Source organism: Pseudomonas lijiangensis, from assembly GCF_018968705.1.
In the GTDB taxonomy this organism is placed as follows: domain Bacteria; phylum Pseudomonadota; class Gammaproteobacteria; order Pseudomonadales; family Pseudomonadaceae; genus Aquipseudomonas; species Aquipseudomonas lijiangensis.
This window is the reverse complement of the sequence record NZ_CP076668.1, coordinates 2,109,753-2,134,790: the sequence shown is the minus strand read 5'-3', so window position 1 is coordinate 2,134,790 and position 25,038 is coordinate 2,109,753. Positions and strand designations below refer to the sequence as shown.

The window sequence follows — 25,038 nt, the reverse complement described above, 5'->3', positions numbered from 1 at the left end:
CCTTATGAAGCGTGCAGTAAATGACGGGATTGAAGACTCAGCGAATTTCTACGCTGTAACGGAAATGGCTGGCATGCCCACGGGAGCGACGCCATTCCAGCGGCTCACCGGCGTAATTGCGCGCCAGCCGCTCGATCACCACGACCGGGCTGCCGGTCTGAACCTGCAACATGCGGGCATAGACGTCAGTAACGGACTCGGCTGTCAGGGTTTCCTCGGCATACGCCACAACCTGACCGCACAGCTGTTCATAGATCGGATAGAGCAAAGGCCCCTGAGCGTTCAGGTCCACGTCCAGCAAGGCCTGGAACTGAACCCGAGGCAGCCAGATCTCTTCGGTCAGAACCGGCTGCGCATCCAGCAGTCGCAGGCGGATCATGCGAATAACCGGCGCATCCGGAAGCAGCCCCAGGGCATGGCTGACCGCCGACGGCGCAGCAACAGGCTCGATAGACAGAATCCGGCTTTCCGGAACCTGCCGGACGCCGGACTCGGTCTGGAAACGGAAGAAGCGGAACAACGAAGACTGGAACTGCGCACGTCGAATGAAGGTGCCACGACCCTGCTGACGTTCGAGAATGTTGTCATTGACCAGGATGTCGATGGCCTTGCGTACCGTGCCGGTAGACAGGCAATACTCGGCGGAAAGCGCCGCCTCGGTAGGAATCGCCTCCCCCGGACGCCAGCGATTGTTGGCGATCTGCTCGGCCAGGCAATCACGCAGACGTTGGTAGAGCGGCAGACGTTCATCACTTGAGAGCTTATTCATTCCCTGATTCATCCAGTCATATATATGAATATGCGCAGTATTCATCTGTTACAAATGAACGTCAAGGATTTGATGAGCAGATTGCCATCATTCTTCAGGAGCAGAGTGACCGTTTCTCGGGCTTTGTGCGAATATTTTCGAGTGAAGGTGAGGCAAGGCAGACAGGCGAAGGAGTGGAGCTTTCTGGTGGGAGCAGTGCCTTAGGCACAGCGCTTACAAGCTCATGAAGGCGCGTCAGCCCTTGAACAAATAAATGCGAAAAAAACTGAAAAAAAAAAGAATGCATTCGTCTTTATAGAGTGGAGCACCTCAAAAGAAAAACCACGCCGATAAAAAATGTCAAGGGAATTGCATGAAAAATCAGATTATCGCTAGCGCCGCAATATTGGTCTTGTTAAATCAAGGCCCTTCCAATGCGAACGAACTCCCAGCTAAGAATCCTGGATATAAAGAAATATCCATGTATGACCTGCCAACCGGCAGTTCGAAAAATCTCGAAAAGGCAATGATCGACTACAACAAAGCGAATACTAATGGAGAAGCAAAACCAGATAACTCCTTAAAAATAAGACCATTGGCAAGAGTCGAAAAAGAAATCAAAGAAATTAAATTTCCTGCATACAAGGTCTATGATGAGCCAGATGCAAGAAGCTCTTGGGAAATCAACCCTAAAAAAACCGTTACCGACTACAGCTTGTTAAAAATTCAACCCAATAGAATACAAACGCTGCAGACGTGCGACCTTAAGTCTACACAATACAACGGCATATATCGCAAATCTAAATATACTGGCTTCGCTCAATTCTACGATTGCGCTGGGGAAAAAGTCTACTTACGCGACATGCTTCTGGAAGGGATCAAGATCACAGGCATAAAAGAGCAAAACAACGTAGAACTTCTAAATACAAAAGGCGTCATGTACGGCATCAAAAACTCTCAAGGAAAAAGCTTCACCAATTTAAGCTGGACTTCAAAAAATATTCATCACATCATTGAGAGGGATGGGACAAACTCATTCACAAGAGCCTGGCTTATAAGGTATGCAAACGAAGTCATTTCTCTGGAAGAAAAAACCTTATAAGGTCACGAAAAATGCAGCCAATAAAATATTTTATATACACCATTCTCATCATGAGCGGGGCCATGGCGCACGCCTCACCCAGAGTTGAAACCAGACAAGAGGTTAGTTGTCGTGGCGTCATGGCCTACACCACCCCATCAGACAATGGCGAATATATCCTCATGACCGCTCTTGAGGTAGTTGTAGGAGGCCCCGCAATCACACAGACATACTACTTCTTAGACGAAAGTAAATATGGTCTAAACATTTTCTTGCCAGGCACTTCCTCCGAAGCAGGCTGCGAAGACTGTATGCCCAACTCAAAGAAGGTTATATTTTCCGATCACTTCTGGCAGGAGGCTTCCTATGTTCCCTTTACCGAGTACTGCCCCATGGCAGGCGACTTTGGAACGTGGGATGGAAGCTTTTGTACCTCCTTGAGCAATACCAACCCCGGATGCACGATTATGTAAATATACGCCCAATCCTTACATTTTCTCCTTTAACTCAGACCCCGAGTCAACCATCGAGCCACTTTCCAGAAACTCTGATTTTTCATCCCCCCACAACGCTCAACCTAGAAAAGTAAATCCAAGTGCATGCCTGTCATGCGCTTGGCCCCATGATGGCCAACCATCGTTTTCAGAAATATCTTGTATCACTCCGCCATCCCTACCTAATCTCCAACAAAGCCGTTAGCCTGCTCAGCATCCACTCCCGACCGCTCTGGCAGGCACACCTTGAGCGGCTTTCCGGTCTTTTGCACAAGCGAGAATATTCATGAGCACTTCGCTTCACACCCGGCACAGCGCTGTCACCCTGACCAAGGGTCTGGTGATGCTGTTTGCGTTCTGCTGCGGCGCTATCGTTGCCAACATTTATTACGCCCAACCGATCATCGAGCTGATTGCGCCGGACATTGGGTTGTCCAGCACCATGGCCAGTCTCATTGTGTCGTTGACTCAGGTGGGTTATGCGTTGGGGCTGTTCTTTCTGGTGCCGCTGGGGGATCTGCTGGAGAACCGGCGCTTGATGCTGGTGACCACCGGGGTTGCGATTCTCAGCCTGCTGGGCGCCGCATTTGCCGAGCAGCCCAATCTGTTTCTGGTGGTCTCGTTGCTGGTGGGTTTCAGTTCGGTTTCGGTGCAGATGCTCATTCCGCTGGCTGCGCATCTGGCGCCTGAGGAGACTCGCGGGCGAGTAGTCGGTTCGATCATGGGCGGGCTGTTATTGGGAATTCTGCTGGCTCGTCCGGTTTCGAGCCTGGTGGCAGACCATTTTGGCTGGCGCGCAGTGTTTGGCTCGGCGGCGGTGCTGATGGCCGGGATCAGTGTTGTGCTGGCAACCACCATGCCCAAGCGTGTACCGGACCATCGGGCATCATATGGTGAGTTGCTGTTTTCCCTGTGGACTCTGCTGCGTAAGCAACCGGTATTGAGGCAACGAGCGTTTTATCAGGCCTGCATGTTTGCCACTTTCAGCCTGTTCTGGACAGCCGTGCCTCTGGAGCTGGCACGTAACCATGGCTTGTCGCAAAGCCAGATTGCCTTGTTTGCACTGATCGGTGCTATTGGCGCGATTGCTGCGCCCATCAGTGGACGCCTTGCCGATGCGGGCCACAGCCGAATCGCTACGCTGAGCGCCCTGCTCTTTGGTGCCTTGAGTTTCCTGCCTGGTCTGATCCCTGCTCCTTACAACCTGATCGGCCTTGCCGTGACAGGTGTAGTGCTGGACTTCTGCGTGCAGATGAATCTGGTGGTGGGACAACGGGCTGTTTATGCGCTGGATGCGGCCAGCCGCAGCCGACTCAATGCCTTGTACATGACCAGCATTTTCATTGGCGGAGCCATCGGCTCGTCGGTTGCCAGTGTGCTGTTCGATCATGGGGGCTGGGTGTGGATCAGCGTGGTGGGCACTGCCCTGCCCTTGATTGCGCTGCTGGGGTTTTTGCGGGATTCGCGGGGGTAGAGAGTTTCGCGAATGAATTCGCTCCCACCGGAAGCGAATCCATTCGCGAATGGAATCACCTAAAACGCATGTTCCAGCCACCGCTTCAAGTCGGCAACTTCTTCCTGATTGATGGTATGCCCCATCCCTTCATAGGCATGAAACTCCGGCTTGATGCCTAGCCCCTTCAAGGTTTCCTCGGTACGGGTTGCGCCACTGAAAGGCAACACCGGGTCTGCGGTGCCATGGGCAGCGAACACGTTGAATGTCTTGAAGCGTTCCTCGGGCTTGAGGCTGGCTTTCAGTACAGACAGGACAGGGCCGCTCAAGGCCGCAATACCGCCGACCATGTCAGGATCGCGCAGCGCCACTTCGTAGCTCATTACAGAACCCTGGCTGAAGCCCACCAGCACCACCTTGTCTGGCTGGGTCCGGTATTTCTTGGTGGCCTGTTTGATGAAGGCCTTCAGCAGCTCACCGCTGTTTTTCAGGTCCTCGGTCACGCCATCGTAGTTGCCTTCCTCGATCCGGCGATTGAACCACTTGTAGCCACCCGGCCTTACCTCGATGGGTGCCCGCACGGACAGGTAGTTGTAGTCCGGGGACAAGAGATCCTTGAGGCTGAACAGGTCAGCCTCATTGCTGCCGGAACCGTGAATGAAGATGACCAGCGGCTTGTTCGACACATCGGCGCTGGCCTGGGCCAGGTATTTCAGAGGCAGATCGGTGTGCAACGTATTTTCTGCCTGCACAAGACCCGAGAAGGCAAACAGCAAGACGGCAAGAAACTTCAGCATGTGTCCATATCCTCCAGGGGCACTGCCTGCCAGCGGCAGTGCCGTGAGTGGGCGTCGAGCCTCATGATAGCTGCTTAGTTCTGCAGGCTGGTGCCTGAGGCTTGCGGCTTGAGCAATTGCATCTGCTGACGGTAGTCATCGGTGACCTGACGTGCCTGGCTGTTGCTGGTGATGACCCGTGGGGTAATCAGCACGATCAGCTCGGTGCGATCCTTGGATTTACTGGTTGCGCCAAACAGCCAGCGCAGGCCGGGAATGCGCCCCAGATACGGGACCGAACTCACGGTTTCGGCATTGTCCTGCTTGATCAGACCACCCAGCAACACAGTCTGGCCGCTTTGCGCCGCCACTTGAGTCGCCACCGAGCGAGTGGAAATACGCGGGTTGCCATTGTCATCGGTAACACCCGAACTGTCGGCATCGCTGACCTGTTGCTGGATGTCCATGTACACCAGGCCACCCGGATTGATGCGTGGCACCACATCCAGAATCACACCGGTCTGCACGTATTCGACACTGCTCAGGGTCGTGTCGGAGGTGTTGGTATTGACCGTGGTCTGGCTGATGGGGATGTTGTCGCCCACCTGAATCTGCGCTTGCTGGTTGTTCATCACCACCAGGGACGGAGCCGACAGCACCTGGGTGCGGCCATTGGTTTCAAGAGCCCGCAACGCGATCTGCAGGTTGCTGCTGACAAAGGAGTAGAACAGCGAATCCGTCGCGCCCAGCCCGGCCCCGCCGGAACCCAGTGCGCCCTGGCTGCCTGCGGTGTCGCCTACCGTGGTGCTTGAGGAGTTGCCCGCCAGGCGACCCAGATACCACTGCACGCCCATGTCCAGTTCGCCGGTGAGTTTGACTTCCAGAATCCGGGTTTCGATCTGCACCTGAAGTGGCGGATTGTCGAGGCGCTTGATGGCCGATTCGATTTCCTTCCACTGCGCCGGGCGTGTACGGACCAGCAACTGGTTGCTGCTCTTTTGCGCAGTGATCCGGGTGCTGGAATCCAGACTCTTGCTGGCGTTAGAGCCCTGGGCGCTGTCAGCAGAATCGCTGCCCTGATCTTCTTCCTGCGCCTCGGTGTCGTCAGCATTCTGGTTATTCATGCCACCGTTGTTGTTCATGCCACGGTTATTGCCGAACCCGCCACTGTTGCCCAGACCGCCGGAGCTGCCGTTGAGGCCGGAACTGGAACCGAAGCCACCACTGGAGTTGGGCGACGACAGCGTGGCCGTCCGCAACCCCGGCGCGACCCTGGCCGGGGAATCATCCTTGATGGCGGCAGTGCCGTAGATCTGACGCAGGTATTTAGCCAGGTCGGTGGCCTTCATATTGCGTACGTCATAGACGTACATCTGCGGCTCGTTGCCGCCACCTTCGTCTATGGTGTGAATCCACTGACCGACTTCATTCAGGTATTCAGGCTGAGAGGAAATCGCCACCACCGAGTTGGTCCGCTCGATGGGCAGAAAGCGCACCATGCCGGCCAGTGGCATGCCACTCTTGGGGCCGAAGATCTTTTGCAGCTCAGGCATCAGTTCGCTGACAGATGCGCGCTGCAGACCGAAGACGCCAACCGACATGCCCTTGAGCCAGTCGACATCGAAAGTGTCGATGGTGTCCTGATAGTTGGCCAGTTCATCGGGTGTACCCGCCATGCTCAGGACATTGCGGGCCGGATCGACCAGCAGGAAAGCATTTTCGCGGGCAAAGGGCTTGAGCAGCTTCTGCATTTCAGTGGCCGAGATGTAGCGCAGCGGGAAGAGCCGCGCCGACATGCCCGCACCTGGTTGCGCCACCGGCATTTCCGGTACCAGCTTGCCCGCCACTGCCTGATTTGAAGGCAGGATCACGTAGCGGTCGCCCTGGCGAATCATCGCGTTGTCGGTCCAGGACAGCAACGTTTCCAGAATCGACAGCGCCTGCTGCTTGTTCACCGGTTTGGAGGTGGAGAAGCTCACATCACCCTTCACGCCCTGGGCAATGCTGTAGTTCTCATGCAGCAGGTCGCCCATGATGCTGTTGATGACCGCCTGGATCGGCTGATTGGTGAAGTTGAACACGATATCGCCGGTCTCAGCCTGGGCGGCAGGCGAAGCCGAGGGCGTACGGACAAACCGTTGATTGCCCTTGATGATCTGCCGCTGTGGCGAAATCGCCGCAGACTGTGGCTGAACGTCGACAGGAGCGTGCTCGGTGCGAGGATCGACCGGAGGACGTTGGGAACCCGTGCCTTGCAGTGCTTCCTGCAGCATGCCGTTGTCGGGGTCAAGAGAGTCAGGCGTAGTCGCGCAGCCGCCAAGAGCGACGGCAGTGGCCAGACAAAGCAGGGGTGTGCGCAAGGTAGCGATGGCAGGAACTCCAGAAAAGGTACCCATCACGGGGCTGAATCGTTGGTTAAGGTAATAGGGGGCGTGTTCGATGGCGGCGGCAGACGCGGCGCGGGCAGGCGCAAGGCTTGTGTGCGACCATCGAGACTGAATGTGGCTTGCATGGGCTCGACACTGTCCAGCGTCCAGCCATTTGCAAGGCGCTGGCCCTGTTTGATTTTCAGGGCCGGGCCATCTTTCTGCTTGAGCAGCGCAACCCGCAGGGAGCCGTCGATGATGACACCACTCAGGGTCATGCCCGACAGGCTTGAGGCCTGCACATTGGCTTGCTCCACCGCACGGTCAGGGCTGCGGTCAGTGCTGAACAGCGGGGTTTTCCAGGTATTGGACAGGCTGTCCAGACTTGCTTCGGGAGCACGCTGGGCTTGTGCCGAATGGTTGACCGGATTGCGCGGTGCCTTTTCGGGCAGCCAGTCCGGCGAGTGAACGGCACCACTGAACACCAGAGCAATGAGGGCAGCCAGCAACGTTGCCAGTCCCAGCAATGCCCATTCGACAGGACGCAATGCACTGATCATTGCTCGTCCTCCCCGGCCGATGCCGGTTGCAGGTAACCGCGCACCAATAGATGCACCACCAGCTTGCCCGCACCGCCGGTTGCCGGAGCATTGGCATCGCGACGCATGCTCATTTCATCGACGAACAGAAACGGGCGCTGATACTCCAGCGCATGCAGGATGGCCGTCAGCGGTTCGATAGCGCAGTTCAGCGTCAGACTGACCTTGACCTGACGATAAGGCTCGGCGCTGTCCTGCTCGGGAGTGATCGGCATGCGCTGGGTCAAGGCGCAGCCACCGCCGGTTGTGGCGTGACTGTTGATCAGGTCGGCAATGCGCTGCATCAGATCGGCAGCCACGGCACTGGGGTCCTGACCCGGCAACAGGCTGGTGCTGCTGGCCGGATCGTTACGGGCCTGTTCCAGTTGCTCGCGCAGGGAGTCGCCCTGTTGCAGCAAACCGGCATAGCGCTGTTGCTGTTCGCGCAGTTGCTCGGTCTGTTCATTGATCTCACGCAACGGACCGGCAAACCAACTGTCGATCAACAGCCAGTAGGCCAGATAGAGCACCAGCGCCAGAACGATCAGGGCCGCGCCCCGACGTTCACGGCTTGTCAGTGGACGGCGCATCGGCGTTCTCCTGATGCAGGTGGGCACGCAGGGAATACTGATCCTTGCCGGTCCGGCTGTCGGGCTGGATCACGCCCTGAAACTGCGCGTTATCCAGGCTGTGGCAATTCTTGGCCCGAGCAATCAGGGCGCTGGCCTTGGCGCTCTGGCCGGAAAAGGAGATTTCGGCGCTGTCGCTGATTTCCAGACTTTCGATCCAGGTGTCCGAAGGCAGGCAGGCGGTCAACTCGCTGAGCAATGCCGACAAAGGCGTCTGAGCCGCCTTGCGACGTATCAGGTAATTGGCTGCGCCACGGGTATTGGTCAATTGCTGGCGCAGCTTCTGGACTTCGGCGACCTGAGCCTTTTGCGCCTGTACGCTGGCCTGCATCTCGTCCAGCAAACGCTGTCGGTCGTTGAGCCAGAGCAACATCAGACCCAGCAACAAGGCACCACAGGTCCACAGCAGCCAGCGCTGCACACGATGACCTGAGCGAACATGATTCGAGCGCAACGGAGTCGGCAGCAGATCAATGCCCATCCGCTCTGTGGCAGACCCCACATCCACTGCATCGGGCTGCAGCCCCTGAGCAGCGCACTCGGCAAGAATGTGATCCAGGCGCTCGCGCAGAATGGCCACCAGTGTGACCTGAATGAAACTGGCACTGCGGCTTTCCTGCCGTGCGACAAAGTACAGTTGCCCGGCATCGAACGGGGTGAAGCGGTCCAGTTCGTAACCCACCACCGTGGACAGATTACGGGCCGCCGCCGAGGGCAATTGCAGGGTCTGCACCAGCACATCGGCCGACGAAAGCAGCAGGATCCGGCGCGCATCGGCGGACGCTTTGGGCAAGTGCGATGGCAGCGGCCATGGGTAGACCTGCTCGACGGTTTCCTGGACCAGCCAGTGACGCACACGAACCGGCAGGCAAGCCTGTAGCTCCGCCAGCCATAACTGCCAGCCCCGCTGTGCCAGACTTCCACGCCACTGCTGGGCAACCCGGTCGCGCAACGCGAAGACAGGCGCCAGACGTGCTGATAATGAATTCATTCTTGCCAACGCAGCACCTTGTAAGGTTGTGCGTTTTCCCCCGCTGGACTCAATAAAACCGTGATTTGTAAATGGGCGGACGTACCACCCGGTCGTTGTGCCTGGCTGTCGATGAACAGAACTTCGCCGGGATCGGCCCCGACGGCACTCTGGTTCGGCAGATTCAGACTGCGGCGTATCAAAGCTGTTGCAAATGCAGGATCAGGCCGCTCCAGGCCACTCCAAAGCGTGACTTCCGGCACCAGGCAGACATACAGCGCCTGATTCATGCCAGGCAGTTGACGGATCTCTTCGATCACCCGCAACGGCGGCTGCCCACCGCTGCGTTGCGCCTCAAGAAACTGCGCGACGCCACTTGCCTGGTTTTTCGCAGCACCACAGGCCTGCAAGACCCTGGAAATATCCGCAACCGGCGCACTGTTGAGGTCCAGCTTGCCCAACTCGCTGCGCACACTGACGAGCAGTTGAGTGTCATCGAACTTCAAGGCAACCGGACGTCCATCCGCTATCCAGATCTTGCGCTGCGCCGGATCGAGCAGGCCTTGTATCGCCATGTTCATGCCCGCTTCGGCCGCCAGAATCGCCTGGGTGTTCTGCCGCAGCCAGAGCGCCTGGCGACTTTCCAGTTGCACCCAGCCGGCCAGCCCGCCGAGCAACAGGCTCAACAGGGCCAGCACCCAGAGCACCACCAATAGCGCAACGCCCTGCTGATGCGGGTAAAAGCGCTTCATTGGCCCCCTGCTCCACCGGACAGGTCCAGACGCAAGGCAACCACTTCACTGACCCAGGGCACCGGTCCGTTCAACTTCATATCGATGCGTACGGCACTGGGCAGGCGGCTTGGCCATGGCCAGTCGGCCAGCCACCCGGTCGGCTTGCCCTTGGGCGAGAAACCGCGATAACTGAACGTCAGCGTCTGCACATTATTCAGCAGGACCTGAGGCTCACCCCATGGCTGCACAATCATGCCGCCAGGGCCAGACCTGATCTGCTCGAACGCCACTTGCAGATCGCGCTGCCCTTCTGGCCCGCTCAATTGCAGGGTATGACGCTGAATACCCCCACCCAGTTCACCAGGCAGGGTCGCAACGAACTGCAATTGTTGGGCCGATCCCTCGAAAAAGCCGTTGCTGACGCTATCGTCCTCGGACGTGTCCAGCGGCAATGCCTGACCAATCGAGCTGCGCAGGAATGCCTGGGTCGCCCGCACTTCATCAAGGCTTTGCGTGTAGCGTTCGGCCTTCAATACCGCGCGATTGGCACCCAGCAACGCACCCGCAATCAGCACCAGTAAAATGCCCAGCAGACTGAGCACCAGCATGATTTCCAGCAGCGTGAAACCACGCTGAGACGTTTTCAAAATCCCGCTCCGGCTGACACACCGCGCAGCTTCAAGGTACTGAACTGCGCTCGACGCTGATCTTCCTGAAGCGTCAGGTCAAGACGAAACAGACGTGACTGGGTACCACGCCCCGGCATCTGGCGAATACTCAGGGTCCAGTCGATACCGGCCAAGGCGCCCTGTCGCGTGCCGTTTGCCAGCGGACCGGCGCTTTCCTGATCCAGAATCGTGCGCGCAGCGTGGCTCAGCCGGTCACTGTGGGACACCTGCTGCAATGAGCGGGCACTCTGCCCGAACGCCACCAGCAGCACACTGCTGCACAACGCCATGACGGTCAGGGCCGCCAGCATTTCCAGCAGCGTAAAACCTGACTGCGAGGTGTTCATCAGAGTGTTCGAACCTGAACGCTGCCGGTCAGCCAGCCGATATCGATCCGCCAGCGACGATCACCATTGACCAGCGTGAGGTTGCCGCCACTGGAACCGCCATCAGGGTAAAACTCCACCGCGGATCCCAGATCGGCGGCTGTCTGCATGTTCACCTGCAAGTTTTCCGGCCAGTGCTGCACACGCTTGCCGGGGGCCTTGAATGTCATCTTGCGCAGGTCGAACACGGTGCGGGCCGGCTGTCCGGTGACAATCGCACGAACCCGTGTAGCCCGAAGTGCTTCGACCATGTCGCCCACGGCACGACGCTCGCTGGCAGCACTCAGACCCTGTTGCAAACCGAAACCCACCAGACCTACGGCGATGCTCATCAACACCAGCACCACCAGCATTTCCATCAGGGTGAAACCGCGGTTCGCGACAGGAGAATTCATGACGCCTCCTTACTCCCAGTTGCCCAGATCGGCGCTGTAGCCTTCACCACCAGGCTGACCGTCCTGACCATAGAAAATCAGATCGAAGCTGCCGTGCTGACCCGGAAAGCGGTAGCCGAACGCATGGCCGAACGGATCCTTGAGGTCCGAAGGCTTGGCGTAAGGACCGTTCCAGCCCGAAGAGTTGCCAGGCTTTTCCACCAGTTGCTGCAAGGTCTTGGGCGGCGAGCCGACATCCAGTGCATAGCTTTCGATCTTCATGCCCAGGCTGGCCAGTTGCGCCTTGCCTGCACCGTATTTGCCCTTGTCGACGTTACCGCCCACCTGGCGCACGACAATGGTCGCCACGATGCCCAGCAGAACAATCACGGCGAGCATTTCCAGCAGGGTAAAACCGCCCTGCCGGCGTCCGGGTTTGAAGCGCGTACGATTAAGATTCATCGGGGTCATTCCTCATTCATGAATTCAGATATTGCTGGTCAGGCTCATGAGCGGCAGCATGATTGCCAGCATGATCACCGCGACCATGCCTGCCATGACCACTGTCAGCGCAGGCACCAGCGCCGCGAGCATGCGGTCGATGCCGCGCTTGGCTTCCACGTCGAAGACATCGGCAACCTTGAGCAGCATGCTGTCCAGTTCGCCAGCCTGTTCGCCGACCTCGATCATCTGCAATGCCAGATCGGGCAACAGCGGTTGGGCACCAAAGGCACTGGCCAGTGTGCCGCCACCCTTGACCGATTCCGCGGCCTGCTCCACCTGCACCTGCAAGGCCCGGTTGGTACAGACCTGTCGGGCGATGACCAGCGCCTGTAATAACGCCACCCCGTTGCTGAGCAAGGTGCCCAGGGTGCGAGTCAGGCGTGCAGCTTCGACTCGCTGCAACAGCGGGCCGATGACCCGGATGCCCAGCAAGCGACGGTCACGGCGTTCGCGACGCTGCGGGTCGCGCAGGCGCACGGCCATGGCCCAGGCCAACACAATCAACCCGGCAAACAGCGCCAGACCGTAATCCCCCAGAAACTGGCCAAGGCCGAGAATGACTTCGGTAATCAGCGGGATCGGCACGCCCAGATCCTTGAAGATCGGCACGAATTGCGGCACCACATAAGCCAGCAGCAAAGCCAGGGAGCCCAGCACGCCGACCACCAGAAACGCCGGATAGATCAGCGCATTGATGACTTCGCCGCGCAGCAACTGGCTGCGTTCCAGATAATCGCTCAACTGACGCAGGGTGCTTTCCAGCGCACCGCCGGCCTCACCGGCGCGAACCATGCTTATATAAAGCGGCGAGAACTGACTGCCCTCTTCTTCCAGAGCGACAGACAGCGGTTTACCGGCCTTGACCTGTTCCCGAATCCTTTCGATCAAGGCTCGGGTCTGCGGCTGGCCGGGCTGTTTGAGCAGAATTCCCAGAGATCGTTCCAGAGGCTGGCCAGCCCCCAGCAACGTCGCCAGTTGCTGGGTAAAACTCACCAGGGCCGCGCCACTCAACAACCCACGCCCAAAGGCACGGCTCAAACCGCCCAGACCTGCACTTTCTATATGCAGCACCATCAGGCCGCGCTTTTGCAGGGCAGCCACGGCTGCTTCCTGATCCCTGGCTTCCAGTGCACCGTTCTGCACGGCACCCGAAGCATCCAGGGCACGAAACTTGAACAGGCTCATGAGCCTTCACCACGGGTGACGCGCAGCACCTCCTCCAGCGAAGTCACACCCGCCACGGCCTGACGCAGGCCCTCTTCATGGAGGGTACGCAAACCACCACGCCTGGCAGCTTCTTCCAGGGTCGCGGCATCGGCATGACGCATCAGCAGGCTGCGCAACTCTTCATTCATGACCAGCAATTCGGTGATTGCACTGCGCCCGCGATAACCGCCACCCGGCGCGTCGGCACGAGGTCGATAAAGGCGAATCGGACGCTCGTCGGTAAAGCGCTCAAGCCCGTGCTCGGCGATCAGTTCCGGCGGCGCATCGAAGGCTTCACGGGTAGCCGGGTCCAGGCGACGCACCAGCCGCTGGGCCAGAATGCCATTGACCGTGGAGGCGATCAGGTAGCTTTCCACGCCCATGTCCAGCAAGCGGGTGATACTCGCCGCCGCGCTGTTGGTGTGCAGGGTCGAAAGCACCAGGTGACCGGTCAGCGATGACTGGATGGCGATACGGCAGGTTTCCAGGTCGCGCATCTCACCAATCATGATGACGTCCGGGTCCTGACGCACAATCGAGCGCAGCGCTCCGGCAAAGTCCAGGCCGATGGCAGGCTTGACCTGAATCTGGTTGATGCCTTCGAGCTGATACTCCACCGGATCTTCAACCGTGATGATCTTGCGCTCGGCGGTGTTGAGCCGCGACAAGGCGGTATAAAGCGTGGTGGTCTTGCCGGAACCGGTCGGGCCGGTCACCAGCAGAATCCCGTGGGGGCGCTCCAGCACGTCAAGGAAATGCTGAAGGCGCTCGCCATCGAAACCCAGGCTCGGGAAATCGAAATCGATGGTCTGACGGTCCAGCAGACGCATGACCACCGACTCGCCAAAACTGGTCGGCACGGTGGAAACCCGCAAGTCCAGTTCCTTGCCCTGGATGCGCAGCATGATGCGCCCGTCCTGAGGCAAACGACGCTCGGCGATGTCCAGGCGGGCCATGATCTTGACCCGGGAAATCACCGCTGCCGATGAACTGGAAGGCGGCGCTTCGGCTTCGTGCAATACGCCATCGATGCGGTAACGCACCTTGAGCTGGCTCTCGAAGGGTTCGATATGAATGTCAGAGGCACGCTGTTCGACTGCACGCTGCAGGATCAGGTTGACCAGACGAATCACCGGCGCTTCGGAAGCCAGATCCTTGAGATGCTCGATGTCTTCCAGCGAACCGCCGTCTTCATCGAGGTTTTCAATCAGTGTGCCCATGGCCGAACGTCCCTGGCCGTAATAGCGCTCGATCAGGGTTTCGACTTCATTGCGCGGCCCCACAGACAGACTGACCGGCACTTCGCAGGCATAGGCAATGGCCTGGAACGGATACAACACGGCGGGGTTCGCCGCCAGCACCTGCAGACCGTTGTCACTCCACCCTACCGGCACCACTTGATAATGACGCATGAAGCGCTCGGTCAACGCAGGCAAAGGGTCAAGCAAGGGCGGCGCAGATTCGGCCATCAAGAGCGGGGCATTCAATAAAGCGGCCCATGCACGGGCCAGCTCGAATTCGGAAACCAGACCCAACCGGGTCAACAGAGCCAGCAGGTCTGTGCCTTCGGACTCCTGCTGCAAGCGCTGTGCTCGCTCAAGATCCTGGGTTTTCAGACCGGCATTGCCCATCAGCCAGGCACATACCTGAGCGGCATCGGGAATCAGGAGCTGAGTAGCATCGACGGGTTCTGAATGCATTTGGGAGGAAATCTGTACACATCGGAGGGGCATAGACTACAGCACTCCCCCATAGCGAGGGAGGCCATGCTCAGAAACGTCTTACAATCAATCGGACTATTTCTGAGTAGTCGAACTCTGAGGACGACCGCCTTTGGTCGTTTCGGTGTTCTGCTTGCGAGTAGCCTTGGTGTCTTGAGTCTGGGTCATCACCGTGGAGTCGCTTGCACCGGAGGTCGCATCTGCATCCGTTGCTTCAGCCGCAACTACCGCGCCACTAAGCGCCATACCCAGAACAACACCCGCACCAAAAATCGACAACTTCATAGCAAATACTCCAACTAACTAAATTCAAGGGTTACATCAAGCAAGGCCAAGAAACCGAATCAGGCCTGGCAACTAAGCCTGCGACCATCAAGCGGCTTTCGACCCCGCAGACAGGGCTCGAAAATTCTTAAACCCATCGACCAGTAGGTTTAACAAGAGTTCCAAAATTGTAAAGAAAAAAGTCAAAAATGAAAAAAATCGAACAAAAGCACACTTTTATTTGACTTTTATTTGCACTTTTCGTCTTAATTGTTTCGTTTTGTTATTTCAAAGCGCCATCACCTAGTGGCACTCTGAAATCAATCAAGCGAAAAAATCAAATAATAGTTACAGGGTAAAAACTTCATAAAACAGCAACACCCGCTCGAAGTTAAAACACTTTGAATCGCGGTGACGGGAAACTGTTGCCCAACGAAAAGTCATGAAGTCAGCGACCCCATCGCCGCTTCTCACTGCATGAACCCTTATTGAACAAGTTGTTGGAGAGACGCATGAACAAACGGAAAATGATCGGCGCCCAGTCGGCCCTGGCCCTGCTGGCATTGGCTGTATCTCAGGTGCACGCTGCCGACGCCACTCAGCAGGAAGCTCGTGAGGCCCGCGCCGAAAAGGCCGCGCAAAAGACTCTGGACAAGATGACCCAGGAAGAAAAACTGGCCTACATCGGTGGTACCGGCGGCTGGGACGTGAAGCCACTGTCCCGCTACGGTATCCCGCAGATTCACGGTGCCGATGGTGGCGTCGGTGTGCGCTACACCAGCGAAGGCAACGATCAGGGCGTGGTCTATCCGTCCGGTCCGAACCTGGCGGCTACCTGGAACCCGCGTCGCGCCATCGACCTGGGCCGTGCCCTGGGTTATGACACCGCCACTGGCGGCTATCAGTTCATCACCGGCCCGGGCATGAACCTGTATCGCATGCCCTACGGCGGCCGTGCGTTCGAATACCTCTCCGGTGAAGATCCGTTCCTGGGCGCCAGCCTGGCACCCGGCGTCATCAACGGTATCCAGGCACGTGGAGTGTGGGCCAACGCCAAGCACTACGCGGCCAACGACCAGGAAAGCAACCGTTTCAACCTGAACCAGCTCATGGATGAACGCGTACTGCGCGAGATGTCTCTGCCTGCGTTCGAGTCGGCTGCCAAGAACGGCAACGTCGCGATGATGATGTGCGCCTTCCAGAAAGTGAACGGTGAGTTCGCCTGTGAAAACGATCTCCTGATCAAGCAGATTCTCAAGAAGGAATGGGGCTTCAAGGGCTTCGTACAGAGCGACTACAACGCTGTCGTCCATGGTCTGAACGCCGCTCAGGCAGGCACCGACCTAGACATGATGGGCTACCAGATGAACAGCACCATCCTCAAGCCTTATCTGGACAGCGGTGAACTGAGCGCTGCGACCATCGACGACAAGGTCCGCCGCATCCTGAAGCAGATCTACCTGTACAAGTTCGACACCAAGACGCCGCTGACCACCCACAACATGAACAGCGCCACCAGCAACAAGGTCGCCCTGAACGCCGCCCGTGAAGGCATCGTGTTGCTCAAGAACCAGAACGATCTGCTGCCGCTGGACAAGCAGAAGGTCAAGAAAATCGCCGTGGTCGGCAGCCTGGCCAGATATGCACCGCCTACCGGTTTCGGCAGCGCCAACGTGCAGGCAAACCGCTACGTCAGCGAGTTGAGCGGCCTGCAGCAGATCGCACCGAACGCCAAGGTCGAATTCATCGAAGGCCTCTCACTGGACCCGAAAACCACTCCGTGGACCAGCACCAATACCGCTGGCGACGAAGTGAAAGGCATGAAGGTCGAGTACTTCAGCAACGCCAACTGGTCCGGCGATGCAGCAGTAACCCGTACTGAAAGCCATGTCGATCTGGACTGGGCCAACGACACCGACCTGCCGTTCGACAGCAATACCTCAGCCTCCGATCCGTACACCAGCAAGGGCTCGACTTCAGGTTCGCTCAATGGCGACACCTCGTCCACGTCGATTCGCTACACCGGCAAGATCACCCCGACCCAGAGCGGCGAGCAGGTGTTCAAGGTTCGTGCTGACGGTGCCGTGCGCCTGTACGTCAATGGCAAGAAAATCATCGACAACGGCGACGGCAAGCCACTGCCGGACAACAGCATTCCGCCAACCATTCCTGAATACGCCAAGATCAACCTGGAAGCCGGCAAGAGCTACGACGTGAAGCTCGAATACTCGCGTCGTGCCGGTTACCTGTCGACCATGGGCGGCCTGGTAGGCGTGCAGTTGAGCTGGGCGGCGCTGAACGCTCCTCAGGATCTGTCCGGCTACGATGCAGTAGTGGTAGCCGTCGGTAACAGCGCCGAATACGAAGGTGAAGGTTTCGACCACAGCTTCGATCTGCCTGAGTTCCAGAATGAACTGATCCAGAACATCGCCAAGGTCAACCCCAATACCGTGGTGACCATGTACGGCGGTACCGCCCTGAAAATGAGCGACTGGATCGATCAGGTTCCGGTGGCACTGCATGCGTTCTATCCGGGCCAGAACGGTGGTCAGGCGCTGGCCGAAATCCTGTTCGGCAAGGTCAACCCGTCGGGCAAGCTGCCTATCAGTATCGAGCGCAATATCGAAGACAACCCGGCCTATGCGTCTTTCCCGAAATTCGACAACGAGGGTACGCTCAAGGAAATGGACTACAAGGATGACCTGCTGCTGGGTTATCGCGGTTACGAGAAGAAAGGCATCAAGCCGCTCTACCCGTTCGGCTATGGTCTGTCGTACACCACCTTCGGTTACAGCAATATCAGCGTTACGCCGGGCGTAGCGGTGGGCAATACGCCGATCAAGGTCTCGTTCGACCTGACCAACACCGGCAAGGTCGGTGGTTCGGAAGTCGCGCAGTTGTATGTTGGCCAGCAGAATCCGAAAGTCGAGCGTGCTCTCAAGGAGCTCAAGGGCTACAAGAAGGTGTTCCTCAAGCCGGGTGAAAGCAAGCGTGTGACTATCGAGCTCAACGATCGCTCGCTGGCTTACTACGACGTCAACGCCAAGAAGTGGGTGGTGGATGCCGACACTTTCAACCTGTCGCTGGGCAGTTCGTCTCAGGACATCCGCCTGAACGCCAAGCTGGTCAACCCGTTCCGTCAGGAACTCTCGACTACCACCAGCAACCCGCTGCCACGTTCTGCACTGAACTCGGTGAATGTCAGCAAGCCAGCGGTGAAAACCGGTGGGGTGTTTGAGCAGGAAACCGAGTAAACGTCGCAGGAGATCACCCGTAGCCTTGGCGTCGCACTCTCGCTCAGCAAGCAGGTGCGATGTTGTGGCGGACTGAGTGTTCGGCTTGAGGCCGCCTTGCGCCTTTACGGCGCGTCACTTTGGTTTCGGCCAAAGTAACCAAAGCCATTGCTCCGGGTTCGGCCCCGCCTGACGGCGGGGTTCCTTCGTTCCGGCAGTGATCCGGCGGTCGCCGCAATGGGCCATCCATGGCCCGGTGCGGCTAACTCTGCATCCATGCAGAGTTACCACCGGATCACTACCTCCACTCAGCCTTCACCAACGTCGCGTTCTGCGGCGCCTTCACGATTGCGGCAAAGAGCTTTTACGCTTGTGCTTGTCGCTTGCGCTTTTTAAACCGAGGACGATGCTTTTTCTATGGTTCAGGAACGAACCCTTATCGCCTGATCGACCTGCGCAATGTAGGCATCGAAACTCTTCACCAGATCAACCTGATCCGGGAAACGCAGCCATTGAATCTGCAGCCCGTCCATCATTGCCAGGATCTGCTGGATCAGCGCGGGTAAATCCACATCCTTCCGCACCTCCCCGCTTTCAACCAACGCCGTGAACTGCCCCAGCAGCCGCTCATAAATCCGTTGATAACGTGTCTGGAACCACTCCCAGGCAGGATGGCTGTCCAGCAGACTTTCCGCATTGAGGATCGAGAACGCCCGGATCACGCCCGGCGCCGTGGCATTGGAACGGTTGATGGCCCGCAGGCTGCCCAGCAGACTGGCCAGGTTGTTTTCTGCACGAACCTCGTCGGCAATCTTGCGGCTGACTTCATCGCGCCGGTCCAGCACCCCCATCAGCAACGAAACCTTGTTGGGGAAGTGATGCAACAGGCCCGCGACGGATATACCGACAATCGCCGCTACCTGGGCCACTGACGCTCCGGTATAACCTTCCAGAGAGAACACCTGCAAGGCCGCATCGAGCAGTTCTTCGCGGCGTTTTTCGCCTTTGGGTGCACGTCGTTGCCGGATAGCTGGCGACCCCGTGTCCTGTGAGTTGTGCCGGGTCATGGCAGGCTCCTTCTTGTTCAGGGGCGTACCCTACTCACTCAAGCCACAGGTCGCAATCCCGTAGCACCACCGACTATCACCTACCACTGCTCACCCAGCCCCAACAGGCCGAGGATCTGACGGCGCAGATCAACCAGATAAGGATCGTCACGATGACGCGGATAAGGACGCTCGATGGTCAGTTGCGCCTTGATACTGGCAGGCCTGTCGCTGAAAACGATCACCCGATTGGCCAGCAGCAACGCCTCTTCGACATCGTGGGTCACCAGCAACGCGGTGTAGCCCTGACGCTGCCAAAGGTCGATCAGTTCCTGCTGCATGGCAATCCGGGTCAGGGAATCCAGCTTGCCCAGTGGCTCGTCGAGAATCAGCAATCGCGGCTCGTTGACCAAGGCTCGCGCCAGCGCCACCCGCTGAGCCATGCCGCCGGACAACTGCCGTGGATAAGCACGACCGAACTGACTGAGCCCGACCTTGGCCAAAGCGGCATCGACCTTGGCTGAATGGGTTTTCAGCAGACCCTGGGCTTGCAGCCCAAGCGCCACGTTGTCCCACACCCGACGCCAGGGATAGAGCGTCGGGTCCTGAAATACCACGACCCGAGAAGGATCCGGGCCGCCAATCGGCACGCCATCGGCCAGCAAGGCGCCGGAGTCGGCGGGCTCAAGCCCTGCAACCAGTCGCAGCAAAGTGGACTTGCCGCACCCGGAAGGCCCGAGCAGCGCGACAAACTCGCCGGGGGCGACATCCAGTGAAACCTTGTCCAGTACCGGCAGGCGCTGGCCATCCAGAGCGAAGCCATGGCTGAGGCTGTCGATACGCAACGCAAGCCCGGCCCGGGAAGGATTTGCAGCGTGAGCGGTGGCTACCATTTCATGGTTCCTTGTTGCCAGGCCAGAAGGCGGTCACGAATCAGGAACAGCGCCGTGATCAGGCCGGAACACGCCAGCGCCATGATCAACAGCGCGGCATACATATTGGCGTAGGCCGCCCAGCCTTGGGCCCATTGCAGATACCAGCCGATTCCGGCTTTGACGCCCATCATCTCGGCCACTACCAGAGTCGAGAAAGATGCCCCAAGCCCCATGAACAGACCGACGAACACATGGGGCAAGGCAGCAGGAATCGCCACATTGAAAATCAGGAAACCGGGCTTGGCACCCAGAGTGCGCGCCACGTCGTAATAGGCCTTGTCGACACTGGCAACGCCCGACCAGGTCAGCACCGTCACCGGAAACCAGGTGGCCAGCGCAATCAGGAACACACTGGCGCTCCAGCTCGTGGGGAATAGAAAGAAGCACAGCGGCAACAGGGCTGTGGAAGGCACCGGGCCAAGAATGCGCAGAACCGGATGCAGCCAGTAGCCAATGCTGCTCGACCAGCCGATGGCGACCCCGGCGATAAAACCGGTCACGGCCCCCAGCGCCACGCCAGTGCCCAGCAACAGGGCTGAATGCAGCAGGCTTTCCAGCAGACGCGGCCAGTCTTCGACGTAGACATCCAGCAAGGCTTGTGGCGGTGCAAAAAATGGCACAGGCAGCAAACCCGACTTGGCCGTAAGCACTTCCCAGATCCCCAGCAGGGCCGGCAATGCAATCAGCCACGGCCCGGCCGCTTGGGCTCGACGCGCCAGGCTGTCGGACCAGCGCCCGGCAATACCGGCCAGCAAAATCAACAGGGCAATGGCCAGGCACAGATTGGCCAGGCCTTCGGTCATCGGCCATTTGCGTGTGGCATTGGGCAAGTACAAGGTCAATGCCGCTACCAGAATCCAGGCAAAGACAGCCACTGCGCCCAGCTTCCAGAAGCCGAAAGTCTCGCGGGGCTCTTCACTCGTCAGGGTAGAAGCTTCAGCTGAAGACATCGGCGGTAATCTCCCTGGAGAACTCGACGGCATCGGTACTCTGACGGATGACTTCAACGGTTTTCAGGTCCGTGACGTAGGTCTGGATTTCCCTGGTCAATGCGGCACCGACGGCATGATGGCCGTGAGTATGATCGTGAAGGATCGCCTGAACCTCTTCCACCGAGGTGTTCAAGGCATGGGCCTGAAAGCCCTTGGCGACCACTTCGGGATGCTTCACGGCGTAAGCGTGAGCCTCAAGAATCGCCTGAGTCAGGGCCGCCACCACACGCTTTTCTTCACGCACCAGCTTGCCGGTGACACCCACCACGCAGCAGCTCAGGTTGGCGTATTCCTCCACCAGATTGGTCGACAGTTCACGCGCCTTGCCAGCGTTGATCAGGCGATACATGAACGGGTCGCTGCCGCTGACCGCCTGCACCTCGCCCCGCTCCAGCGCCGTACCCAGCAGGTCTGCGGGGTAAAGACGCCAGTCCACATCCCGCACCGGGTCAACGCCATGCTTCTTGAGCAGCACCGAGAAGAAATTGCGGTCGGGGCTGGCCATGTCCGTGACGCCGATGGACTTGCCCTTGAGGTCCTCCAGCTTGTTGATCGGGCTGTTGACGGCACTGAGCAGGCGCAGGCAACCGCCGTGAGTGCCTGCCGTCAGCTTGACGTCGAAACCCTGTTCCAGCGCCTTGAGCCATCGCAGCGCCATGCCCACACCGGCATCGGCCTTGCCCGTGGCAATAGCTTCAAGCAGCACTTCGGTGGAGTTGCCGAAGTTGACCAGTTCCACGTCCAGATTGTGCTTCTTGAAGAAACCCTGGCCGTGAGCGATGACCACCGGCGCCAGGCAGACTGCATTGAGGTTGACCGCCAGCTTGAGCGCCCGCGGCTCGTCCAGACGGATGAAATCGCCGGTGCCGGCAGGCTCGATATCCGGATGACTCAGATGCCCGGCATGCTCGTCCACTGCCCAGCCGGAGCGCGGCAACGACAACAGCAAAGGGCTGGCAAGGACGGCGCTGGCCCATCCCAGCAAGCGGCGACGGGTTAACGAATCAAAAGCGGCCATGCAGGTCTTTCCTTGAGAATGAAAACGGTGACGGCCTTCACCGAAAGGTTTTAATAACCTTTCTCAAGGATCCAGCGACTGTTTAAAACCATATCACCGGACAAAACATTCTATAAATTCATTTAAATTCTATATAAATATGCAAATAGTCTATCAAAGAACAGAAACCTCCCCGCGGCATCGCAGAGCAATCGCCAGGCCCCACACCAGCAGACTGATGGCCAGCGAGAGCCCTATCAGCCCGCGATCCCCTGAAAGTTCATGCACCAGAGCGTAGAACCAGGGGGCGCCTGCCGCACACAAAAAACCCGGTGCCAGCAGCCTGCCCTGCAACTGGGTGTAACGGGCATGGGCAAAAAGCTCGAACGGCAGGCTGGCACGCAACAAAGTACACAGACCATTCATGGCGCCATAGCCAAAGAGGAACAGACAGGCCAGCCAGACTCGTCCCTGGCTCATGAGCGCCACGGTAAAGCACAGGGTCAGACCGGCGCCCACCCAGACATTCAAACGCAGCGCCGATAGCGATTGCCCAAGCATGACCTGCAACAGACGGGCGAAGGTTTGCCCGATGCCCCACAAGGCCACCAGCCCCAGCGGCACACCCAACCCAGTGAGCATGGCGGGCAAGTGCGCCGACAGGCCCGCGGACATGAATCCGATCAGCATCATGCTCAGGGCATAGCCGAACTGCGGCAGCCAGGGCGTAGCAATCGTTGCATCACCGGATTCGACACGCTCCGGTATAGAAGCTGTGCGGGCGTTCGGCAGCCCGCCTGCCAACATCCCGCCGAGCAATGCCAAAGCGGCATACACCCCGAGCGCACTGCGCCAGCCGAACATCTCTTGCAAGTGATGGCCCAAGGGCCAGAACACCGCAGACGCCAGGCCACCCAATAAAGTGATCTGCATCATCAGCGGACGTGCTCTGGCAGCCAGTAATCCGGCCAGCACTGCAAACAGCGCATCGTAAAGGGACAGACGCATCCCGAGGCCAAGGATGCACCAGGCCATGAAATACAGCGTCGGGCCATGACACAGGGCCAGAGCACAGCAACCGACCGCGTTGAGCAAGGCCCCCGTCTGCATCACCTGCCGTGCGCCCAGATGCTGGATCAGACGGGCAACCAGCGGAGAAACCAGTCCCATGACCAGCATCGCCACCGATAATCCGGCAAAGACCCGTTGCCCGCTCCAGCCCAGGTCATCGGCGATGGCGTTGCCAAAAGCGCCCGGCAGGTAAAACGTCACGCCCCAATTGATCAACTGCGCAACGCCCAGTCGTAACACCGCATGCCGGGGCAACCCCGAGCCGTTCACCCGGTTTCACACAACAGGTTCAGGCATGCTGAGCGAACCGTCGCCCAAGGCTCGCTGCATCAGCACGGTATCGACCCAGCGCCCGTGCTTGAAGCCTACCGACTCGAAGACTCCCACCCGATGAAAACCCAGGCGCTCGTGCAGGCGGATCGACGCAACGTTCTCACTGTTACCGATAATCGCGATCATCTGCCGCCAACCGCCCGCGACACAGTGCTCGACCAGTTCACCCAGCAGCGCCTGACCGATCCCCAGACCACCCAGGCCACTGCGCACATAAACCGAGTCTTCCACAGTAAACCGGTAGCCGGGACGTGGCCGATACGGCGTGACATAGCCATACCCCACCACTTCACCCTGACGCTCGGCGACCCGGTAAGGCAATCCCTTGGCCAGCACTTCAGCGCGTCGACGCAGCATTTCCGCCAGGCTCGGCGGCTCCAGCTCAAAACTGGAAATCCCCTCCAGGACATGCTCGGCATAGATCGCCTGGACCGCAGGCATATCGTCGTCGCGGGCGTCACGCAGAATCAGGGCATCGTTCATCTTTAAAACTCTTTGGCGGGTGCTAGTGAATGAGGGCAATGATGCAGCGCGGCAAACCATAAACAAAGCTATGATCCTTGATCCTCAGCATAAGTAAAACTTTGCCATGCGCCGACTGAACCTCAATCATCTGCACACCTTCTCGCTGGTCATCGCCCACGGCAGCTTCTCGGCGGCAGCCGAACGCCTGAACCTGACCCAACCCGCGGTAAGCCTGCAAGTACGGCAACTGGAAGAACATCTGAACCTGCGATTGATCGAGCGGGTGGGCAAACGCATCAAACCCACCTCGGCAGGCAGCACCTTGCTGGAGCATGTTTCACGAATCGACGCAGTAGTCGAAGACGCCATGCTGGAGCTTGCCAGCCACGCCAATGGCATAGCCGGACAGATTGCCATCGGCACCGGAGCCACCGCCTGCATTCATCTGCTGCCGCCGATGCTGCAAGACCTGAGACGACGCTTCCCGGATCTGGACGTGCGGGTCAGCACCGGCAATACCGACGGGATTCTCAAGGCTGTGGAGGAAAACCGTCTGGACCTGGCTCTGGTCACCCTGCCCGCTTCGGGCCGCAGCCTGGAAGTCACGCCATTGCTGGAAGATGAATTCGTGGCGATTTTCGCCAGCCAGCAGGACCCGCTGCCCGAGGCCTTCACACCCCGGGCACTGAGCGATTACCCGCTGGTGGTGTTCGAAGCCGGCAGCAGCACACGCCTGCTCATCAACGAGTGGTACTTGCAGGCGGGGATTCGCATCAAACCGGTGATGGAACTGGGCAGCATCGAAGCCATCAAGGAAATGGTCGCCGCCGGCCTGGGCTACAGCATCGTGCCCCGTATGTCGGTAGCCGCGACCCATCATCGGCGCGGGCTGCAGGTCCACTCGCTGACACCGGGACTGAGCCGTACACTGGGTATCGTGTTGCGTCAGGACAAACCGGTGAGCAAGGCATTGCGCAAGGTGCTGGATGCGCTTCGCGGGTGATCAATTCGCAC

25 protein-coding genes are annotated in these 25,038 nt (G+C 58.6%); 5 read left to right on the top strand and 20 right to left on the bottom strand.

Going from position 1 to position 25,038, the window contains the following annotated elements; all coding sequences use genetic code 11:
* Window positions 1-37: 37 nt before the first annotated feature.
* On the bottom strand, window positions 38-769 hold the full coding sequence (locus tag KQP88_RS09360; RefSeq protein WP_177434638.1) for a GntR family transcriptional regulator: 732 nt from the start codon (window positions 767-769) through the stop codon (window positions 38-40).
* A gap of 352 nt (window positions 770-1,121) precedes the next feature.
* Between KQP88_RS09360 and KQP88_RS09355 the strand changes: the two genes are divergently transcribed.
* The 3 genes from KQP88_RS09355 (at window position 1,122) to KQP88_RS09345 (ending at window position 3,797) form a co-directional block, all read left to right on the top strand.
* Window positions 1,122-1,850 carry a hypothetical protein gene (locus KQP88_RS09355; RefSeq protein ID WP_216705465.1) on the top strand — a complete coding sequence of 243 codons (729 nt, stop codon included), beginning with the start codon at window positions 1,122-1,124 and terminating at the stop codon, window positions 1,848-1,850.
* A gap of 11 nt (window positions 1,851-1,861) precedes the next feature.
* On the top strand, window positions 1,862-2,302 hold the full coding sequence (locus tag KQP88_RS09350) for a hypothetical protein (protein ID WP_122321651.1): 441 nt from the start codon (window positions 1,862-1,864) through the stop codon (window positions 2,300-2,302).
* Window positions 2,303-2,609: 307 nt separating this feature from the next.
* A complete protein-coding gene (locus tag KQP88_RS09345) occupies window positions 2,610-3,797 on the top strand; it encodes an MFS transporter (RefSeq protein ID WP_216705464.1) in 1,188 nt (395 codons plus the stop codon).
* Between the two features lie 59 nt (window positions 3,798-3,856).
* On the opposite strand, the gene KQP88_RS09340 is transcribed toward KQP88_RS09345, so the two are convergent.
* From KQP88_RS09340 to KQP88_RS09280, 13 genes are all read right to left on the bottom strand, one after another.
* Entirely contained in the window at window positions 3,857-4,573 is a 717-nt protein-coding gene (locus tag KQP88_RS09340; protein ID WP_216705463.1) for an alpha/beta hydrolase, read from the bottom strand.
* Between the two features lie 74 nt (window positions 4,574-4,647).
* On the bottom strand, window positions 4,648-6,948 hold the full coding sequence (gspD, locus tag KQP88_RS09335) for a type II secretion system secretin GspD (protein WP_216705462.1): 2,301 nt from the start codon (window positions 6,946-6,948) through the stop codon (window positions 4,648-4,650).
* Window positions 6,948-7,478 (bottom strand): general secretion pathway protein GspN, encoded by a 531-nt coding sequence (locus KQP88_RS09330; protein WP_216705461.1) that lies wholly within the window; start codon window positions 7,476-7,478, stop codon window positions 6,948-6,950. The genes gspD and KQP88_RS09330 overlap by 1 nt, the downstream gene beginning before the upstream one ends.
* Window positions 7,475-8,086 (bottom strand): type II secretion system protein GspM, encoded by a 612-nt coding sequence (gspM, locus tag KQP88_RS09325; RefSeq protein ID WP_200993107.1) that lies wholly within the window; start codon window positions 8,084-8,086, stop codon window positions 7,475-7,477. The genes KQP88_RS09330 and gspM overlap by 4 nt, the downstream gene beginning before the upstream one ends.
* Window positions 8,061-9,116 (bottom strand): type II secretion system protein GspL, encoded by a 1,056-nt coding sequence (locus KQP88_RS09320; RefSeq protein WP_216705460.1) that lies wholly within the window; start codon window positions 9,114-9,116, stop codon window positions 8,061-8,063. Before KQP88_RS09320 ends, gspM begins: the two co-directional genes overlap by 26 nt.
* Window positions 9,113-9,847 (bottom strand): general secretion pathway protein GspK, encoded by a 735-nt coding sequence (locus tag KQP88_RS09315; protein ID WP_216705459.1) that lies wholly within the window; start codon window positions 9,845-9,847, stop codon window positions 9,113-9,115. The genes KQP88_RS09320 and KQP88_RS09315 overlap by 4 nt, the downstream gene beginning before the upstream one ends.
* The gene (locus KQP88_RS09310) at window positions 9,844-10,476 is read right to left on the bottom strand and encodes a prepilin-type N-terminal cleavage/methylation domain-containing protein (protein WP_200993110.1); all 633 of its coding nucleotides are present in this window, start codon (window positions 10,474-10,476) and stop codon (window positions 9,844-9,846) included. The genes KQP88_RS09315 and KQP88_RS09310 overlap by 4 nt, the downstream gene beginning before the upstream one ends.
* Window positions 10,473-10,844 carry a type II secretion system protein gene (locus KQP88_RS09305; protein WP_198728703.1) on the bottom strand — a complete coding sequence of 124 codons (372 nt, stop codon included), beginning with the start codon at window positions 10,842-10,844 and terminating at the stop codon, window positions 10,473-10,475. The genes KQP88_RS09310 and KQP88_RS09305 overlap by 4 nt, the downstream gene beginning before the upstream one ends.
* Window positions 10,844-11,278, bottom strand: a complete 435-nt coding sequence (locus KQP88_RS09300; protein WP_198728704.1) for a GspH/FimT family pseudopilin — start codon at window positions 11,276-11,278, stop codon at window positions 10,844-10,846. The genes KQP88_RS09305 and KQP88_RS09300 overlap by 1 nt, the downstream gene beginning before the upstream one ends.
* Before the next feature lie 9 nt (window positions 11,279-11,287).
* Window positions 11,288-11,719 (bottom strand): type II secretion system major pseudopilin GspG, encoded by a 432-nt coding sequence (gene gspG / locus KQP88_RS09295; protein ID WP_025259586.1) that lies wholly within the window; start codon window positions 11,717-11,719, stop codon window positions 11,288-11,290.
* 24 nt (window positions 11,720-11,743) lie between these two features.
* Entirely contained in the window at window positions 11,744-12,946 is a 1,203-nt protein-coding gene (gene gspF, locus KQP88_RS09290; RefSeq protein ID WP_200993112.1) for a type II secretion system inner membrane protein GspF, read from the bottom strand.
* Complete coding sequence (gene gspE, locus KQP88_RS09285) at window positions 12,943-14,667, bottom strand: type II secretion system ATPase GspE (RefSeq protein ID WP_216705458.1); 1,725 nt, start codon at window positions 14,665-14,667, stop codon at window positions 12,943-12,945. Before gspE ends, gspF begins: the two co-directional genes overlap by 4 nt.
* Before the next feature lie 96 nt (window positions 14,668-14,763).
* Window positions 14,764-14,973 carry a hypothetical protein gene (locus KQP88_RS09280; protein WP_216705457.1) on the bottom strand — a complete coding sequence of 70 codons (210 nt, stop codon included), beginning with the start codon at window positions 14,971-14,973 and terminating at the stop codon, window positions 14,764-14,766.
* Between the two features lie 491 nt (window positions 14,974-15,464).
* Between KQP88_RS09280 and KQP88_RS09275 the strand changes: the two genes are divergently transcribed.
* Window positions 15,465-18,206, top strand: a complete 2,742-nt coding sequence (locus KQP88_RS09275; protein ID WP_216705456.1) for a beta-glucosidase — start codon at window positions 15,465-15,467, stop codon at window positions 18,204-18,206.
* A gap of 401 nt (window positions 18,207-18,607) precedes the next feature.
* Here the strand turns inward: KQP88_RS09275 and KQP88_RS09270 are convergent, their stop codons facing one another.
* From KQP88_RS09270 to KQP88_RS09245, 6 genes are all read right to left on the bottom strand, one after another.
* A complete protein-coding gene (locus KQP88_RS09270) occupies window positions 18,608-19,252 on the bottom strand; it encodes a TetR/AcrR family transcriptional regulator (protein WP_200993114.1) in 645 nt (214 codons plus the stop codon).
* Between the two features lie 80 nt (window positions 19,253-19,332).
* Entirely contained in the window at window positions 19,333-20,124 is a 792-nt protein-coding gene (locus tag KQP88_RS09265) for an ABC transporter ATP-binding protein (protein ID WP_216705455.1), read from the bottom strand.
* A complete protein-coding gene (locus KQP88_RS09260) occupies window positions 20,118-21,116 on the bottom strand; it encodes an ABC transporter permease (protein ID WP_216705454.1) in 999 nt (332 codons plus the stop codon). Before KQP88_RS09260 ends, KQP88_RS09265 begins: the two co-directional genes overlap by 7 nt.
* Window positions 21,103-22,176, bottom strand: a complete 1,074-nt coding sequence (locus KQP88_RS09255; protein WP_216705453.1) for an ABC transporter substrate-binding protein — start codon at window positions 22,174-22,176, stop codon at window positions 21,103-21,105. The genes KQP88_RS09260 and KQP88_RS09255 overlap by 14 nt, the downstream gene beginning before the upstream one ends.
* 153 nt (window positions 22,177-22,329) lie before the next feature.
* Window positions 22,330-23,496 (bottom strand): MFS transporter, encoded by a 1,167-nt coding sequence (locus KQP88_RS09250; RefSeq protein WP_216705452.1) that lies wholly within the window; start codon window positions 23,494-23,496, stop codon window positions 22,330-22,332.
* 6 nt (window positions 23,497-23,502) lie between these two features.
* A complete protein-coding gene (locus KQP88_RS09245) occupies window positions 23,503-24,042 on the bottom strand; it encodes a GNAT family N-acetyltransferase (RefSeq protein WP_200993119.1) in 540 nt (179 codons plus the stop codon).
* 106 nt (window positions 24,043-24,148) lie between these two features.
* Between KQP88_RS09245 and KQP88_RS09240 the strand changes: the two genes are divergently transcribed.
* Entirely contained in the window at window positions 24,149-25,027 is an 879-nt protein-coding gene (locus tag KQP88_RS09240) for a LysR family transcriptional regulator (protein ID WP_216705451.1), read from the top strand.
* The last annotated feature ends 11 nt before the right edge of the window (window positions 25,028-25,038 follow it).